The sequence below is a fragment of the Pacificibacter marinus genome, from assembly GCF_900109555.1.
Taxonomy (GTDB): Bacteria; Pseudomonadota; Alphaproteobacteria; order Rhodobacterales; family Rhodobacteraceae; genus Celeribacter; species Celeribacter marinus_C.
Window position 1 is genome coordinate 183,993 of record NZ_FNZV01000007.1, and the last position, 16,636, is coordinate 200,628.

At 51.8% G+C, this 16,636-nt stretch carries 16 protein-coding genes; 9 read left to right on the top strand and 7 right to left on the bottom strand.

What is annotated here, in order from left to right; translation table 11 throughout:
• Positions 1–58: 58 nt before the first annotated feature.
• Positions 59–337 (bottom strand): hypothetical protein, encoded by a 279-nt coding sequence (locus BM025_RS10815; RefSeq protein ID WP_085849604.1) that lies wholly within the window; start codon positions 335–337, stop codon positions 59–61.
• Positions 338–642: 305 nt separating this feature from the next.
• Here BM025_RS10815 and BM025_RS10820 point away from each other — a divergent pair, with 305 nt between their 5' ends.
• From BM025_RS10820 to trpE, 3 genes are all read left to right on the top strand, one after another.
• Complete coding sequence (locus tag BM025_RS10820; protein ID WP_085849605.1) at positions 643–1,839, top strand: aminotransferase; 1,197 nt, start codon at positions 643–645, stop codon at positions 1,837–1,839.
• Between the two features lie 74 nt (positions 1,840–1,913).
• Positions 1,914–3,761 (top strand): peptidyl-prolyl cis-trans isomerase, encoded by a 1,848-nt coding sequence (locus BM025_RS10825; protein ID WP_085849606.1) that lies wholly within the window; start codon positions 1,914–1,916, stop codon positions 3,759–3,761.
• Positions 3,762–3,791: 30 nt separating this feature from the next.
• Positions 3,792–5,306: an anthranilate synthase component I gene (gene trpE, locus BM025_RS10830; protein WP_085849607.1), complete on the top strand. Its 1,515-nt coding sequence runs from the start codon at positions 3,792–3,794 to the stop codon at positions 5,304–5,306.
• Positions 5,307–5,396: 90 nt separating this feature from the next.
• Here the strand turns inward: trpE and BM025_RS10835 are convergent, their stop codons facing one another.
• Positions 5,397–5,858, bottom strand: coding sequence for an Lrp/AsnC family transcriptional regulator (locus BM025_RS10835; RefSeq protein ID WP_085849608.1), 462 nt, complete (start codon positions 5,856–5,858; stop codon positions 5,397–5,399).
• 143 nt (positions 5,859–6,001) lie between these two features.
• On the opposite strand from BM025_RS10835, the gene BM025_RS10840 reads away from it, so the two are divergent.
• The 5 genes from BM025_RS10840 to BM025_RS10860 all read left to right on the top strand — a co-directional run bounded on the left by BM025_RS10840 (position 6,002) and on the right by BM025_RS10860 (position 10,101).
• Positions 6,002–6,298 (top strand): DUF2849 domain-containing protein, encoded by a 297-nt coding sequence (locus tag BM025_RS10840; RefSeq protein ID WP_085849609.1) that lies wholly within the window; start codon positions 6,002–6,004, stop codon positions 6,296–6,298.
• Position 6,299: 1 nt separating this feature from the next.
• Positions 6,300–7,970 carry a nitrite/sulfite reductase gene (locus BM025_RS10845; protein WP_085849610.1) on the top strand — a complete coding sequence of 557 codons (1,671 nt, stop codon included), beginning with the start codon at positions 6,300–6,302 and terminating at the stop codon, positions 7,968–7,970.
• Positions 7,960–8,757, top strand: coding sequence for a phosphoadenylyl-sulfate reductase (locus tag BM025_RS10850; RefSeq protein ID WP_085849611.1), 798 nt, complete (start codon positions 7,960–7,962; stop codon positions 8,755–8,757). Before BM025_RS10845 ends, BM025_RS10850 begins: the two co-directional genes overlap by 11 nt.
• On the top strand, positions 8,754–9,137 hold the full coding sequence (locus BM025_RS10855; protein ID WP_085849612.1) for a DUF934 domain-containing protein: 384 nt from the start codon (positions 8,754–8,756) through the stop codon (positions 9,135–9,137). Before BM025_RS10850 ends, BM025_RS10855 begins: the two co-directional genes overlap by 4 nt.
• 130 nt (positions 9,138–9,267) lie before the next feature.
• Positions 9,268–10,101 carry a ferredoxin--NADP reductase gene (locus BM025_RS10860; protein ID WP_085849613.1) on the top strand — a complete coding sequence of 278 codons (834 nt, stop codon included), beginning with the start codon at positions 9,268–9,270 and terminating at the stop codon, positions 10,099–10,101.
• Positions 10,102–10,244: 143 nt separating this feature from the next.
• Here the strand turns inward: BM025_RS10860 and BM025_RS18935 are convergent, their stop codons facing one another.
• Entirely contained in the window at positions 10,245–10,994 is a 750-nt protein-coding gene (locus BM025_RS18935) for a translation initiation factor 3 (RefSeq protein WP_139204563.1), read from the bottom strand.
• A 201-nt stretch (positions 10,995–11,195) separates the two neighbouring features.
• On the opposite strand from BM025_RS18935, the gene infC reads away from it, so the two are divergent.
• Positions 11,196–11,741, top strand: coding sequence for a translation initiation factor IF-3 (gene infC, locus BM025_RS10870; RefSeq protein ID WP_085849614.1), 546 nt, complete (start codon positions 11,196–11,198; stop codon positions 11,739–11,741).
• Between the two features lie 591 nt (positions 11,742–12,332).
• On the opposite strand, the gene BM025_RS10875 is transcribed toward infC, so the two are convergent.
• From BM025_RS10875 to BM025_RS10890, 4 genes are all read right to left on the bottom strand, one after another.
• Entirely contained in the window at positions 12,333–14,438 is a 2,106-nt protein-coding gene (locus tag BM025_RS10875) for an enoyl-CoA hydratase-related protein (protein WP_170842176.1), read from the bottom strand.
• 115 nt (positions 14,439–14,553) lie between these two features.
• Positions 14,554–14,781, bottom strand: a complete 228-nt coding sequence (locus BM025_RS10880; RefSeq protein ID WP_085849616.1) for a hypothetical protein — start codon at positions 14,779–14,781, stop codon at positions 14,554–14,556.
• A gap of 43 nt (positions 14,782–14,824) precedes the next feature.
• On the bottom strand, positions 14,825–15,028 hold the full coding sequence (locus BM025_RS10885) for a hypothetical protein (protein WP_085849617.1): 204 nt from the start codon (positions 15,026–15,028) through the stop codon (positions 14,825–14,827).
• Between the two features lie 234 nt (positions 15,029–15,262).
• Positions 15,263–16,498: a FliM/FliN family flagellar motor switch protein gene (locus BM025_RS10890; protein ID WP_085849618.1), complete on the bottom strand. Its 1,236-nt coding sequence runs from the start codon at positions 16,496–16,498 to the stop codon at positions 15,263–15,265.
• Positions 16,499–16,636 lie beyond the last annotated feature (138 nt).

The following is a 16,636-nucleotide window of genomic DNA, read 5'->3' on the forward strand; positions in this document are numbered from 1 at the left end:
ACTGGGGCGTTTTTTTATGACCTACAGCCATTCAGATACGCCGCGCCAACACGTCCAGTTAGGCAGCGTTCAAACCTTCGGTACCGGATGTAAATGTTTCTTTGACCCGTTGCAGCGCAACAAGCGCGGTCTGACTGCTGGAAATCGGATCAAACGAACTGGCGACATGTTCCACGGCCGAGCACGCCGTTCGGATCATAAAAGCACTCTGCTTTAACACCAAATCGTAAGAAGCATCTCGCACCTCTTCCAATATACATTCCATCGCCTCGACATCACGCATCTGCGCAAGACCCAAGGCATGTTCCAATTTCAAGACCAGCTGAACGACCAGCATTTTGCACCTCATACAAACCATATTATTCATTGTTTGAAGGCGATACACATAATCTGCCTCCACATTTAAAGTCTGTCGTATGAGGATATACAGGGAGTAAAAAAAACCACATCTCACGCAAACGGGATGACGCAAAATGTCAGGTGAGCAAAAATGCGACACAACTTTAAGTTGTCGCCACGAAAAGCAGCACAGCGCAAACGATATCTGTGCCTTTTTCATTTTTGCCCCTCATAGATTGAACTGAACAACCGCTGCCCCTAAATGAAAAGTAACCCACAAACGCGCCGCTCAAGGAACCTTCAATGTCAACAGAATCCCCCATCCCTTTGTCCCCCACCATAAAAACCACGCAGTCTCCCCCTATTATGGATGCAACATCGTGGCTTGAAGGGATCGAGTTTCCGGCGGACAGACCGTTGATCAACGTCTCACAAGCCGCCCCAGCCCTTGCACCCCCGCTAGAACTGCGCCGCGAAATGGCCCGCATTGCCATTGAGGATGACAGCGCGCATCTCTACGGACCAGTGTTGGGCTTGCCAGAGTTGCGCAGTGAAATCGCAGCACAGTGGCGATCATCCTATCATGGTGATATTTTTCCCAGTGATGTCGCGATCACTTCGGGGTGCAATCAAGCGTTCACATCCGTGATGGCGACTCTATGCGCATCTGGCGACGAGATCATTTTGCCAACCCCATGGTATTTCAACCATAAAATGTGGGCGGATATGAATGATGTAAAGGCAGTGCCTTTGGCCACGGGATCAGATTTGCTACCAAATTTGGAATCTGCAGCGCGTCTGATCACCCCGCGCACCCGCGCTATCGTTTTGGTGTCGCCCAACAATCCGGGCGGCGTGGAATACCCTGCCGAACTTGTCACGCAGTTTTACGCTCTTGCCAAAGCGCGAGGTATTGCTTTGGTCATTGATGAAACCTATCGCGATTTCGATGCCCGCTCTGGCGTGCCGCATTATTTGTTTCAACAAACTGCTTGGCGCGACACCGTGATCCAGCTGTATTCATTTTCCAAAACCTACCGGATGACTGGACATCGCGTTGGGGCGATCGTTGCCTCGCCTGCGCGCCTGAAACATGTTGAAAAGTATCTGGACACCGTCACCATTTGCCCCAATCAACTGGCCCAAAAAGCCGCTCTTTGGGGGATGCAAAACCTAACAGAATGGGTAGCAGGGGAACGCGATGAAATTTTGAAGCGCCGCGCCGCAATCACCCAAGGATTCGCCAAACTGGCAGACAAAGGCTGGCGGTTGTTGGGCTGTGGAGCCTATTTTGCCTATGTTGAGCACCCTTTCGAGATGCCATCATCGCAACTGGCCCCTTGGTTGGTCAAAAATGCATCCATTCTCTTGTTACCTGGCACTATGTTTATGCCCAAAGGCCAAAAGGCTGGCGAAAAACAACTGCGCATTGCCTTTGCCAACGCCGATCCGACGCAAATCTCTCAGCTTTTTGATCGTCTGGCCCATATTGAGCCTTAATCAGGTGTGAACTGCCTTGCGAGCCGCCGCCGAACCCCCTAGGTATTTCGCAGTTTGATGGGAGATGGCTTAATATGGCACGCAACAGTTCTGGCAAAAAAATCGTGGTCTGGGGTATTCTCGGTCTTTTGATCGTAGGTCTCGGCGGATTTGGGACAGCCAATTTTGGTGGGACTGTAAGTAATGTCGGGTCGGTTGGTGATCGCGAGATCGACGTCAACACCTACGCCAACGCTTTGACCAACGAAGTGACGCGGTTTGAACAGCAAATCGGTCAACAAATGTCGATCGAACAAGCCTCGCAAATTGGCATCCCTGCCCGCGTCTTGGGACAATTGTTCAGCCAAGCTGCACTGGACGGCGAAACAGCGCGTCTGGGCCTGTCGGTTGGTGACACTGCGGTGCGTGAACAGCTTTTGTCCATCCAAGGGTTTCAAGGCTTGGACGGAAAGTTTGATCCTGACGCCTATAAAGCCGCGCTCAACCGTGTTGGCGAAAATCCGACCAAGTTTGAACAAAGCCTACGCGAAGACTTGTCACGGGCCTTGCTTCAGGGCGCTTTAACCACGGGCATCACCATGCCAGCGGTTTACGGTGATGTGGTTGTGGAATGGATCGGCGAACGTCGTACGATTTCGGTCGCGATCATGGGCCAAGACGCATTGCTGACAGGCATTCCTGTACCCACAGAGGCCGATATCAAAGCGCAATATGATGCCGCGCCAGACACCTACACAACGCCAGAAACCCGCGATGTCACCTATGTTTGGGTCACACCGGAAATGATCGCGGATGAGGTGGATTTGGACGAGGCCAGCCTGCGCCAACTTTATGACGACAATATTTCACAATTCGTCCAATCCGAGCGCCGCCTTGTCGAGCGCCTCGTATTTGGAACAACCGAAGAAGCCGACGCAGCCGCTGCGCGCTTGGCCTCTGGCGAAACCACATTCGAAGATGAAATCACGGCACGTGGCCTTGATATCGTTGATGCCGATATGGGCGATGTATCCCGCGCTGATCTGGGCGCTGCGGGCGATGCTATTTTCGCGCTAGACGCGTCCGGTGTGTCTGAGCCGATCAACACCGATTTGGGCCCTGCCCTGTTTCGCGTCAACGGCATTTTGGAAGCATCTGAGATTTCTTTTGAAGATGCCCGCGCTGACCTTTCTATCGAAATGGCCGCCGATGCCGCACGCCGCGAAATTGGGGATATGATTGAGAACCTTGATGATCTTTTGGCCTCAGGCGCGACACTCGAAGAAGTCGCATCAGAAACGCGGTTGGAACTTGAAACTTTGAATTGGACGCCCGCCTCAGAAGACGGAATTGCGTCTTATTCTGACTTCATTGATGCAATCAAAGCTGCGCAACTGGATGACTTCCCTGAAATCATTCAACTGTCAGATGGCGCTATTTTTGCAATGCGTCTAGATTCGATCACACCCGCAACGCTCCGCCCGCTGGACGATGTGCGTAATCAAGTTGTGGCCGATTGGGAAATTGCAGAGACGACACGTCAGATGCTTGTCCGTGCGCAAGATTTGGAAAGCCAAGTGGCTTCGGGCACCGCGCTTGCAGATTTGGGTTTGCCGGTAGAAACCTTTGATGCGATCACACGTCAGGATTACATTTCCACCATGCCAGACGGCTTTATCGACACCGTGTTTGCACCGGGTTTGGCCAAAGGCGCAACAACGCTGATTGAGGGCCAAGGCCGCGTGGTTATCGCGCGCATCGACGACGTGCTGCCCCCTGAGGACACCGCAGACAACACAGCCATCGCCGACAGCTACATCGCCTCTGCAGCGCAAAGTGCAGCCCAAGATGTGGTTGCTGCCTTTTCCAGCGCTCTGCGCACCCGCGAAGGCATTTCAATCAACCAAACGGCAGTGGACGCAGTCCATGCTCAACTGCCGTAAAGCACGCGCATAACGTAAAAGGCCCTTCAAATGGCAAAAATTATTCCTTCGTTTGAGGCCTTTGACGCCGCCTATTCCGCAGGTGAAAACCAAGTGGTTTATGCCAAAGTGGCGGCTGATTTGGACACGCCTGTCTCGATCATGCTCAAACTTGCGGGCGCGCGCACCGACAGTTTTATTCTAGAATCTGTCACAGGCGGCGAAGTGCGGGGGCGTCATTCCATCATCGGCATGAAACCCGATCTGGTGTGGAAATGCGACGGCACCCGTGCGCAAATCAACCGCGATGCGCGCTTTGATCCTGATGCGTTTGTGCCCGAAGCCGCAGATCCTTTGACCTCGCTTCGCGCGCTGATCAGTGAAAGCAAAATCGATCTGCCGACAGAGCTGCCCTCTCCATCGGCTGGGCTGTTTGGCTATTTGGGCTACGACATGATCCGCCTTGTGGAACATTTGCCCAACGTAAATCCAGACCCAATTGGCACTCCTGATGCGATCATGATGCGCCCCACAGTTGTGGCCGTGCTTGACGGCGTTAAAGGCGAAGTCACCGTTGTGTCCCCCGCTTGGGCGCAATCTGGTCTGTCTTCGCGGGCCGCTTATGCCCAAGCTGCGGAACGGGTGATGGATTCGCTGCGCGATCTAGAACGCGCCCCTGAAGGCACCTCGCATGATTTGGGGGAAAGCTATGAAGCACCAGATCCCGTTTCAAACTTTACCCATGATGGATACAAACAAGCCGTTCAAAAGGCGAAAGAGTACATCAAAGCTGGGGACATTTTCCAAGTTGTCCCAGCGCAGCGGTGGACCCAAGATTTTCCATTGCCGCCTTTTGCTTTGTACCGTTCTTTGCGTCGCACCAACCCGTCGCCTTACATGTTCTTTTTTAACTTTGGCGGGTTTCAAATTATCGGGGCAAGCCCTGAGATTTTGGTGCAAGTCAAAGACAGCACAGTCACCATTCGTCCAATCGCAGGCACCCGTAAACGCGGGGCGACACCAGAAGAAGACAAAGCGCTTGAGCTGGATTTACTCGCCGATAAAAAAGAGCTGGCAGAGCATTTGATGCTGCTTGATCTGGGCCGAAATGACACGGGTAAAGTGTCAAAAATCGGCACAGTGCGCCCGACAGAAGAATTCACCATCGAACGCTACAGTCACGTCATGCACATCGTGTCAAACGTTGTTGGCGAGTTGTCAGAAGATCACGACGCGCTGTCTGCTTTGCTGGCTGGCCTGCCCGCTGGCACAGTATCTGGTGCGCCAAAAGTTCGTGCTATGGAAATCATTGACGAGCTTGAACCTGAAAAACGCGGCGTCTATGGCGGCGGCGTAGGGTATTTTTCTGCTGGAGGCGATATGGACATCTGCATCGCGCTGCGGACAGGGGTTTTGAAGGATAAAAAGCTCTATATCCAAGCCGGTGGTGGTGTTGTTTATGACAGCGATCCGCAACTTGAGTATGAAGAAACCGTAAACAAATCCAATGCCTTACGCATGGCGGCACGCGATGCAGGCCTGTTCACCAAAACGCGTAATTCCTAAAGAATGCAGGCACAAATTTTGTCTCTTTTCCTATTTGGTGCGTGTCCAAATGCGGGCGCGCACATACAATTTAAGCCCCCATCAGGCCCGCTAAAGCGGTAGTTCTGTGGTTGATTTGATCTCTTGCATCGAAAGCAACGCCGTCACGTTGTAGATGTTCACCTCTTTGATCAGCGCTTGGTAAAACGCATCATAGGCCCGCGCATTGGTGACGCGCACCTTCAAAATATAGTCGATTTCCCCCGCCAAACGGTGCGCTTCTAAAACCTCGGGGCGGCGCTTGAGCACTTGCAGGAATTTTTCCTGCCAATCCGCTTCATGTGCGTTGGTTTTCACCAAAACGAAAAAACACGCTTCCAAGCCCAAAGCTTCAGGATCAAGGATCACGGTCTGCTGACCGATCACGCCGTTTTCGCGCATTTTGCGGATGCGATTCCACACTGGAGTCTTAGATGACCCCACTTTTCGAGCGATTTCGTCCAAAGACTGGCTTGCATCAACTTGCAATTCGCCCAAGATTTTCCGGTCCATCGCATCCAATTGGACTGCCATTTCGGTTTTCTCCTTATTTGTGGAACCACTGCCCTGTGCAGGCACAGCCGTGGAACAAACATCCTTATTCGCCTGAACCCATAGCATATCTAGAGAAGAATGTTCTAATTAAGGATAGAAATTTCACAAGTCTGGATCGCACAATGGCCCGTCCTTTTACGCCCAAGATTGTCACCGCAAACGCTCTTTTAGAGGGCGATGTCATTTATCTGTCGCCCCAAGACACATGGGTGCGCGATTTATGCGATGCCGCTTTGTTTTCCCAACAAGACCAAGCCGAAGAGCGCCTCGCCTTTGCATCCAAAGACGGCTTTGTCGTCGGCGCCTATCTGGTTGACGCCGTAGCGGGTGAAAACGGCCCCGAGCCAGTGCATTTTCGCGAAGATTTCCGGCGCACGGGTCCATCAAACCACAATCACGGCAAACAGGCGGAGCTTTAAAATGTACACTTACAATGATTTCGACGAAGCTTTTGTCCGCGAGCGGGTTGCACAGTTTTCTGGCCAAGTGGCGCGTCGCATCGACGGCTCGCTGACCGAAGAAGAATTCCGCCCCTTGCGTTTGATGAACGGGCTCTACTTGCAATTGCACGCCTACATGCTGCGCGTGGCGATCCCTTATGGCACAATCAACCCTGATCAAATGGATCAATTGGCGCTGATTGCCGAGAAATTTGACAAAGGTTATGGCCACTTCACCACGCGCCAAAACATTCAATACAACTGGCCTAAATTGCCAGATGTGCCCGCGATCCTTGAGGCGCTGGCCGATGTTGGCATGCACGCGATCCAAACATCAGGCAACACAATCCGTAATGTGACCGCTGATCACTTTGCCGGTGCCGCCGCTGACGAGGCTTACGATCCACGTCCCGTCGCCGAATTGATCCGCCAGTGGTCCACAGATCATCCTGAGTTTCAGTTCCTGCCACGTAAATTTAAAGTCGCGGTCACAGGTGCATCCCATGACCGTGCTGTTGTGCGCGCCCATGATATTGGCGTTGTTTTGAAAGAACAAAACGGTGTGAAAGGCGCAGAAGTCATCGTTGGTGGTGGTCTAGGCCGTACGCCAATGGTTGGTAAAACGTTGAACGAGTTCGTGCCATTTGCGGACCTGCTGCCCTACATCGAGGCAACCGTTTCTGTGTGGAACCTTTTGGGACGTCGCGATAATAAATACAAAGCGCGGATCAAGATCACTGTGCACGAGCATGGTATCGACGATATTCGTGCGCGTGTTGAAGAGCGCTTTACACAAATCAAACCTACGTTTGGCGGCATCGATATGGAAATGCTTGCGCAGATCGAGCAGCACTTCGTTGCACCGATTTTTGCGAACAAACCCGTAGATGCCTACACCCGCGCCTATGAAAATGATCCTGTGTTCCGCGCATGGGCCGACACCAATTTGGCAGCGCATAAGAACGAAGATTATTCAATTGTAACAATCTCTTTGAAGAAACCAGGTGCCACACCGGGCGATGCGTCTGCGGATCAAATGCGATCTATGGCGCAGCTTGCGCGTGACTATGGGCATGACGAATTGCGCATCTCGCATGAGCAAAACGTGATCTTGCCACATGTGCACAAATCCAACCTGCCTGCGCTGCACGCGGTGTTGAAAGGCAACGATCTGGCCACAGCAAACGCAGGGCTTATATCTGACATCATCGCCTGCCCCGGCATGGATTACTGTGCGCTGGCAACGGCGCGCTCAATTCCCGTGGCGCAAGGCATCGCAACCCGTTTTGACGAGTTGAAGCTTGAGCACGAAATCGGTCAGCTTAAGATCAAAATTTCAGGCTGCATCAACGCCTGTGGTCACCACCATGTGGGCCACATCGGCATCTTGGGCTTGGATCGTGCGGGCGTTGAAAACTACCAAATCACGCTTGGTGGCGATGGCACTGAAACCACTGTGATCGGTGATCGCACGGGGCCCGGTTTTGCCTATGACGAAATAATCCCTGCGATTGAGCGGTTGGTTCACGCCTATCTGAACGCCCGTTTGGACGCCGAAGAAACATTTTTGCAAGCCTACCGACGTTTGGGCATGGCTCCCTTTAAAGAGGCGCTTTATCCCCCAAAAGAGGAAAAAGCCAATGCCGCATGAGGCTGCCCTTTTAAAAGAGCAATTCGGCACGGTGGATGATCGTGTGGCGCGCTTGAATACGCGTTACAAGAACCATTCTGCCACCTCCATTTTGGAATTGGCTTTGCGCGACGCTGAACTTGGGCGTATCGCGCTTGTGTCATCTTTTGGGGCGGAATCGGTTGTGTTGCTACACATGCTGTCGGTGATGAAACCAGACACGCCTGTTGTGTTCATCGACACGCAAATGCTGTTTCAAGAAACCATCGATTACCAACTTGAGCTGATCGACAAACTTGACCTGCGTGATGTGCGTCGCATCCAACCCGCCCCAGCGCGGGTCGCACAGATTGATCCTGATGGGACGTTGAACCAACGCGATACAGATGCGTGTTGTGATCTGCGCAAAACCGTGCCGCTGCAACAGGCGATGGACGGGTTTGATGCGTGGATCACAGGGCGCAAACGGTTTCAGGCAGGCACACGCTCTACGCTAGATTTCTTTGAGAACGAGCTTGATACACGGATTAAAATCAATCCTTTGGCCCATTGGGCGCCAGAGGATGTTAAAGAATACATGATCAACAACCGCCTGCCCCGTCACCCGCTTGTGGCAAAAGGCTATCCGTCGATCGGCTGTGCACCCTGCACATCGCCTGTCAAAGAGGGCGAAGATCCACGGGCCGGGCGCTGGCGCGGTCAGGAAAAGATTGAATGTGGCATTCACTTTGTGGATGGTAAAATGGTCCGTGGCCCGCTTCCTGTACCAGAGCAAAACACAAACGCCGAAAAAGGAGACGCAGCATGAGCGTGATTGTACAAGACGGTGGCTTTATTGCTGACGATTTCATCGGTGAATGGCTTGATTTGACGTCTGACACTGACCCAGCCACGTTAAAACAATATGCGGGCTCAGCAGCCATTCGCATTGATTTTCCAGCCTTTTCTGATGGGCGCGGATTTACTTTGGCCAAGATACTGCGACTTTCTGGCTTTACAGGCCGCCTGCGCGCAAACGGTCATGTGATCGCCGATCAATACGCCATGGCGCGGAGATCTGGGTTTGACGAAGTATCCATTTCCGATGAATTGGCCACCCGTCAGCCGCAAGAACAATGGTTGGCGCGTGCCGATTGGCAGGCCCACGATTACCAAGCCCGCGTGCGCCGCCCCGCCACAGCAAGCTGAACAGCACCGCTTCAGCAAGCCAAATAGAATGTCAGACCCAAGGCCGCGAGACCTTTCCTCTGACCTAAATCAAAGATATGTGGGTGACGCCCCAGTATAAGGGCCCGAAATTGGGCATAAAGTGATCAATATGACAGACCAAACCGCCGTAACAGAAAAACCAAAAGCAGTTCCAACTTTGCCCAACGCGGCCAAGGTGACGGAAGTGACCCATTGGACAGACCGCTTGTTTTCGTTCAAAGTTGAGCGCCCTCAAACGCTGCGGTTTAGGTCTGGCGAGTTCGTAATGATTGGTTTGATGAATGATCCTGATCCAGTAACGGGCAAACAAAAACCACTGTTGCGCGCCTATTCCATCGCTTCCCCATCATGGGATGAGGAAATGGAATTTTATTCGATCAAGGTTCAAGACGGCCCGCTGACATCGAAATTACAGCACATCAAAGTTGGCGATGAAATTATCTTACGCCCCAAACCTGTTGGCACTTTGGTCACCGATGCAATCTTGCCCGGCAAACGGTTATGGATGTTTGCGACAGGCACGGGCGTAGCACCTTTCGCCTCGTTGATGCGCGACCCTGATGTCTATGAGAAATTTGATGAAATCATCTTGATGCACACCTGCCGCGAAGTCGGTGAATTGGAATACGGGCGCAAGCTGGTTGAGCATATCAAATCTGACGAAATGCTTTCTGAAATCGAGGCAGGTAAACTGCGCTACTACCCAACCACGACCCGTGAAGAATTCCACCACATGGGCCGCGTCACAGACAATTTGACATCCGGCAAAGTGTTTGAAGATTTGGGTGTTGAACCGCTAAACCCTGATACGGATCGCGGTATGGTCTGCGGAAACTTGGCATTCAACAAAGACATTATGGCAATTCTGGATGGATTTGGTCTGCGCGAAGGGGCCAATTCCGAGCCAAAAGAATATGTCGTTGAAAAAGCCTTTGTTGACTGACGTAACCAACAAATTGTGACGTTCCAAAACCCTGCCCTTGTGGCGGGGTTTTTACGTTTTAAGGCTGTTCAACCTCGTAATTCCATAAAAAAAGCCGCGTTGAGCATATCAACGCGGCTTTCATTTTACGATATTAATTCAGCTTAGAGGCCGAGAAGCGTACGGGCTTTTTCCAAAACCGCACCAAGCAAAACTGGGTTGTTTTGTGCTTGCTCAAGCGCTGTCGAAACAGTTTCTTTTGCTGCATCGTCGATAGGCGCCATTGCGATCAAGTTTTTAGCTTTTTCCAAATCAAAGCCTTCGACTTGCAAAATGTCTGCTGCTTCTTCTTCGGAAACGGCTGGCATCTCGTCAATCGCTGTGTCTGTTGCGTCAGTTGTCTCAGTTACAGCATCTGCAGCGTCAGTCGCCATTTCTTTTGCGCTTTCAACGGCATCCGTAGCAGTTTCTTTTACCGCTATCGCTGCGTCCGCAGTTGCATCTGTAGCGTCAGTCGCCATTTCAGTCGCGCCGTCTACTGCGTCATTTGTCATGTCGGTCGCGCTGTCAACGACATCAGTCGCCATATCTTTTGCAGCTGTGGCAGCGTCAGATGCCATGTCAGCTGCGCCATCGACAGCATCTTCAACGGCTTCAACAGCGTCAGACGCCATGTTTTCTGCTGCGTCGCCAGTGGCTTCTACCGCATCTCCAACGGCGTCCGTTGCATCCGCAGCTGCGTCTTTAGCAGCGTCAAGCAAAGAGCCCGCAGCATCGTCAGCCGCTTCAGCTGTTTGCTCTGTAGATTCAACAACGGCGGATGTCGCTTCAGCAGATTTTTCTTCTTCTTTACAAGCAGCAAGGCTGAGGGCCAAACCCGTTGCAACAGCTATAGTAACAAAACGCTTCGTCATTTTATGTCCTCACCAATTAAGGTTAATTCTTTGATACGACCATCATATGGCATGCTGCATCTGCAAAGAAAAGGGTGCCAAAAGTGTCAAAATTCCCCTTAATAACAAACAAGCGCAACATTGCCGAAATTGAGGTTGTAAGCGGCGCTTAAAAACCCTATTTTTCGCACATATACCTTGAACAGCTTATAGGAGCTCATCATAGCCCGCAGACCTCACAATGCCCCGCCCCAACGCGATACAGGCCCCCGCACGAATGAACGCATTCGTTGCCCAGAGGTGCGCCTAATCGGAGCAGAGGGTGAAAACGTCGGAGTCGTCACGCCTGCACGCGCGATGGATCTAGCAGCCCAAGCCGGACTTGACCTTGTCGAGATTTCGCCAAACGCTGCACCGCCCGTGTGTAAGATCATGGATTTTGGTAAGTTCAAATACGAACAACAAAAACGTGAATCAGAAGCCCGCAAAAAACAAAAGATCATTGAGATCAAGGAAGTCAAATTCCGCCCAGGCACAGATGTACATGACTACCAAGTCAAAATGCGCAACGTGTTGAAATTCTTGGAAAATGGCGACAAAGTTAAAGTGACTTTGCGCTTTCGTGGCCGCGAAATGGCCCACCAAGATTTGGGTCGCCAGCTTTTGGAACGCGTTGCAGTCGACGTGAAAGAGATTGGTAAAGTTGAAAGCATGCCAAAGATGGAAGGCCGTCAAATGATCATGATGGTCGGTCCGCTGCCAAGATAAAGCAGCAACCATCACACACATATAAGGCGCACGCCCGAACCAATCGGGCGGCGTCATCAGACACCCTCTATCAAGAGGACCAAGTCTGGCAGGGTTACCCCCGAGGCATTTCGTTTCGGGGGTATTATTTTGCCTGTACCTTAGAGTACCGAAAATTCAACAATCGATTCGTCTCTCACTTGATATGACAGCCCATTCGACCTCGCCCAGTTGCGACACAACGGATTCACCTCAAGACATCTAAACATGCGTCAGTGCCTCAATATGTTTTTTGGGAAAATCTCTTTCGGATGAGCGCATAAAAAAGGCGTCGCAAGTGAAACGCACACTCTGCGACGCCGAGGTTGTAGCCTACCCACGCACAACAGGCAGACCACGTGCAGGCGCAAAAATGAGCCTGCGGAGGGGCGCTACACAGATCGATGACATGTCATCGTGGTGTGTTGCACTCATAAGGTTTGATAATATAGCGCTGAAATCACAGCCTTGATCTGTATCAAATCAAGATGAAACCGGGAGCTTGATTCAACGCAAAATGCCTAATTCATGAGACCTAAGTGTTCCGCGTCGCTCTGCTATAAATTGGGTATATTATATATTATTTAATGATTTCATATCATTACCACTTCGAACCAAATCGCCCCAAAGGGGGCTTGGGTCCCAAATATCCGGTGCTTCTTGTGCGAATTGGAGTAATTTTTTTTGCACCACCAAAGGTCGCATCACATCAGCGGCAAACATCGGTCCTCCTCGCCATCGCGGATACCCTTTTCCCAGCACCATCACAGTGTCGATATCCACAGGGCGGGCTGCAACACCGACTTGCAAAGCGCGCGCCCCCGCATTGGATTGTGCCAAAACGATACGATCACACACTTGCGCATCAGACATCGTTACCCGGTCAATGCCCGCACCTTTGCGCAGCTCATCAATTAGCACCATAGCCTGCGTGTCATCTTGGCGCTTAGGTCCTTCTTCGCTCAGGATATAGTCGTAAAATCCGCCACGACCACCACGCCCGTGACGTCCAGCGTCACTTAGAACTGTCGCGGCAGCGCCAGAAACATTCTGCAATCCAAGCACATCCAAATGAGCGCAAGGTCCGATTGACATGCCATAATTTTCCATCGCGCGATCAATTTGAGACGGGCGCACCCCCATCAAAAGCAGCACATCCACGGCGGCCCAAACAGCGCTTTGCACTGTATTGGCAATCAACCCATCGCGCGCAGTCACACTTACAGGGGTCTTACCAAGCTTTCTCACGACAGCATATGCAGTGGCAAATGCAGCGGGCGCAACGGTGTCTGTTTTCACCAATTCAACCACACGCACATCATGTGCCATGCCGAAAAAGTGCATCCCGAGAAAACGATCTGGGTGAGACAAATGCTGAGAAATAGAACCGAAACCATGATCACTGATGGTCGCCAAAATAGTGTTTTGGGCGACGAATTCTTCGATACGGGTTAAGATTTGCGCCCGCCGATCGACTGATCCCGTTGTCGCGTCAATAACCATGTCGCAGGATTTCAGGCTTTCAAGCTCGCTCGCACCCTGAAACCGTGCCAAACAGCGCGCGTGCTCTGCGGAGGACATGCCCCCTTGCTGCAGCGTTGCATCGTAAGACCGTGTTATTTTACCCTGCGCCAAAGCCACTTGATTGGCATCAGAGCCAAAGATCACCACCTCAAATCCGTTTTCAAGCGCGGATTTTGCGATGCCAAGCGCCACATTGGACACGCCAGCAATCCCGATTTTTTTCACAGGCCGAGCGAGTGACACATCAATGCCACGGGGCTGTGCGGCACGGTGCTCTGCGAAAAAAGCATAGCTCATCGCACGCATCTGCGCGGACCCAAGCACGTCGAGCCGTGCAGCATCTTCTTTGCGCACACCCACGTCAAACGGCAGCAACAAAGCCGCTTCAACACAGTCAATTATCAACTGCGGGGCCTTCAGATGCGTCTCAGAAAGTGTTGATCGCCGCGCTGCAACATTTTTCATGTAGCTGGCACCATCCAGAAAACCATTGCGGGCTTCACTGGTGCGACGCACCTCAGCACCACGATCAACCAAATCAGCGCAATAGGCCGTCACGCCCTTTTGGTCACGCATATCAATAACTTGATCACAGAGCCCCAAGGCCAAGGTTTGCGACCCCATCACAGCTTTGCCCGACAACAAAATTTCAAGCGACACCGCAGCACCGACCAAACGTGGCAAACGCTGCGTGACTCCGCCTCCAGGCACCAAACCAACGGTGACTTCAGGCGCCGCAACACGCGCTTTAGGGCCAATAATACGGTAATGGGCGGCCAGTGCCAAGGCTAAACCAGCTTCAAAAACAGCGCCATGTAGGGCGGCGACCACCGGTTTCGAACTGTTTTCAATGGCAAAACACAGTTCTTGTAATGTTGGCGATGCCTCGTTTGCCCCAGATGGCAAACGTGTCATTTCTTTGGGATCAAGCCCCGTTGAAAAGCCCCCCCCTTGGCCGCGCAAACAAATCACTTTGACCGAAGGATCGTCTTGTGCAATCTGCAGGCTGCTCAAAAGAGAGCTGCGCAAAGCAAGTGTCAGCGCATTTACGGGCGGGTTGGCCAAAAGAATATAGGCGACACCGCCCTCAAGATGCGTGTCGATCATAGAGGGAACTTTGGGCGTCAATGCAGGTGCGACTTCGGGTATGGTCATATCCTCTCCGCGCGTCAGATTTTGTCTGATCATGCCGAAAACCAAAGGGGGAAATCAAGAACCCTTTGGATGGAAAGGAAAATTACACGTTTATGTGCTCAATTTGCCCGAAAGATCACACGCTGTCATCGCCTGTGTCACGTGCGGGATAAAGAATATCAGCATTGCTTTGCTCAAGAGCAAGTTCCAAATCCACAAGGTCTTGTGGCAAGGGCAGCCCCAATGAGGACAGCTCTGAAAGTTTTTCACGTAGTTGTTCTTGCAAAATATGGCGATCCGAAGGACGGGCGGCGATTTCGTCAAGTATCATATATACTTGGATTTTGAGTGCTTCGAATGCCATGTCGGCCTCCTGCTAAATGTAATTCTCACAAGACCATACCCCATTAAATTGGGAGATTGTCCCACAAATCTTCGGCATCGTCTGAATCTTTTGTCTGGGCAGTATCCGCAGGCTTGAACGTACCATGAGCATCAAAACCAACGCCGAATCTTTGATACCCCTCAGACTTTATGTCTTGAGTATTGGTAGCTTTCACCACCACGTCATTGCCTCTTTGATCCACTTTCGTTTCATTTGAGTTGGGCATGTGATCCTCCTGAATGTGCAAATTCTGGTGTGTTTCGCTGCGATTCTGCGTATATATTTTCGCGCAAAGAGCCCCTATTTTGGCAACTTAGGGCGCAGTATCGCAACGCGGCATCCCCTATACATGCACGGCAGCACAGATATGCCACTCTCCTATGCACGAAGACTACCATATTTTTCACTCAAATTCATTGATTTAGGTCAACTCATTAGCAACGCAATTGATGCAAACCCGCTACTCAAGTGGCGGAATATCCCCCATCGCAGGGAAGTCGGACATGCCGTCAAGATCGCCAAGGTCGCTGAGCGACGGCAGATCGCCACCCATATCACCCATAGCGTTCATATCACCGATATCACTCATATCACCCATGTCTCCCATAGCTGGGAAATCACTACCAAGCCCCCCCAATGATGGCAGACCGCCGGACATATCCGCCTCGCCACCTCCCATGGCAGGAAGGTCCCCAAGACTTGGCAACTCACCCGAGAAATCATCCATGCCGCCCGCAATATCCAACGCAGGCACATCAGCACCGACGTCAAAACCAGCCATTGCATCAGTGCCCAGCCCCATACTGATACCCCCCTCGTCGTCAGAAATTTCAGGTGGATCAAAGTCAATACGGATGGCGCGATGACCGTTCATTTGCCCCAATCGCCCATAGGACATGCGGCGTCCATCGGCGACCACTTCGACCCGTGTGAAGGCCTCTCGTGGGATTGGAAGGGTCATGCCAATTTCCAGTCCTACGACATCGGATAAAGACAAAGACACACGGTGCAACACCGTTTCCAAACTTGCCTCGGTTTTAAGAACAGAGGCTTGAAAACTTGTTTCCCAATCAGACTGCACACCGGGTTCGAGTTTCGGCTTTGGGCGCATGGCGGGGTAAATAAACATGATCTCGCCTTGACGTAGCCCACGCCCCATATCGACTGTTATGCGAAACATTTTGTAGCGGATGTCGTCAAAAGCAATCGGGATAGAGCGCGGTTCAGACAGTTGTGCGGCGGTACAGTAGCCATCGACAAGCGGAGGCTCCACGGCTTCAACCACAATTTTCTCAAAGTATTTCAACATGCTGTCAATCAGTTCAAAGCACATCACAGAATCAGTTGAGGTAGGGGAGCGCTCTTCGGGAGCGTATTTTTGAACATTGCCCGTGGTCATTTGTTCAACAACTGAAGTCGTGACAGCCAAACTAAAGATCGCCAAACCATAGGCGTGCTCTGGCCCCTCAAGCAGCGCCAACAACGAATGATCAGGGATCGCACTTGGCAAAACGCTGATGGTTGTCAGGCTTTCTTGCACATCGGTCACCTGCATCACCATGCCTGTGACATCCTCTGCCGCTTTGGCAACAGCCAAACGCAGCGCTTTTGCCGCGGACATAGCCGTGACATCAGGGGGCGGACGCCCCACACCGGCTTTGCGCCGCATGGCAGAAATGAGGTCTTCGTCAGACATAGGTGTGCGGCTTTGACTGCTCAATGTACAATTATCCCGAAAGGGGTTTTGTTCAGTTTGGCCCTATCGAGGTAAATAAATTATTGATTTCAGAGGCCTTCGAACAAATTGCAGCATAAAACCTGCGAGTTCAGCGCA

Coding starts and splice junctions, on each gene's coding strand:
- BM025_RS10815 (WP_085849604.1), bottom strand. CDS start 337: ATGCTGGTCGTTCAGCTGGTCTTGAAATTGGAACATGCCTTGGGTCTT.
- BM025_RS10820 (WP_085849605.1), top strand. CDS start 643: ATGTCAACAGAATCCCCCATCCCTTTGTCCCCCACCATAAAAACCACG.
- BM025_RS10825 (WP_085849606.1), top strand. CDS start 1,914: ATGGCACGCAACAGTTCTGGCAAAAAAATCGTGGTCTGGGGTATTCTC.
- trpE (WP_085849607.1), top strand. CDS start 3,792: ATGGCAAAAATTATTCCTTCGTTTGAGGCCTTTGACGCCGCCTATTCC.
- BM025_RS10835 (WP_085849608.1), bottom strand. CDS start 5,858: ATGGCAGTCCAATTGGATGCGATGGACCGGAAAATCTTGGGCGAATTG.
- BM025_RS10840 (WP_085849609.1), top strand. CDS start 6,002: ATGGCCCGTCCTTTTACGCCCAAGATTGTCACCGCAAACGCTCTTTTA.
- BM025_RS10845 (WP_085849610.1), top strand. CDS start 6,300: ATGTACACTTACAATGATTTCGACGAAGCTTTTGTCCGCGAGCGGGTT.
- BM025_RS10850 (WP_085849611.1), top strand. CDS start 7,960: ATGCCGCATGAGGCTGCCCTTTTAAAAGAGCAATTCGGCACGGTGGAT.
- BM025_RS10855 (WP_085849612.1), top strand. CDS start 8,754: ATGAGCGTGATTGTACAAGACGGTGGCTTTATTGCTGACGATTTCATC.
- BM025_RS10860 (WP_085849613.1), top strand. CDS start 9,268: ATGACAGACCAAACCGCCGTAACAGAAAAACCAAAAGCAGTTCCAACT.
- BM025_RS18935 (WP_139204563.1), bottom strand. CDS start 10,994: ATGACGAAGCGTTTTGTTACTATAGCTGTTGCAACGGGTTTGGCCCTC.
- BM025_RS10875 (WP_170842176.1), bottom strand. CDS start 14,438: ATGACCATACCCGAAGTCGCACCTGCATTGACGCCCAAAGTTCCCTCT.
- BM025_RS10880 (WP_085849616.1), bottom strand. CDS start 14,781: ATGGCATTCGAAGCACTCAAAATCCAAGTATATATGATACTTGACGAA.
- BM025_RS10885 (WP_085849617.1), bottom strand. CDS start 15,028: ATGCCCAACTCAAATGAAACGAAAGTGGATCAAAGAGGCAATGACGTG.
- BM025_RS10890 (WP_085849618.1), bottom strand. CDS start 16,498: ATGTCTGACGAAGACCTCATTTCTGCCATGCGGCGCAAAGCCGGTGTG.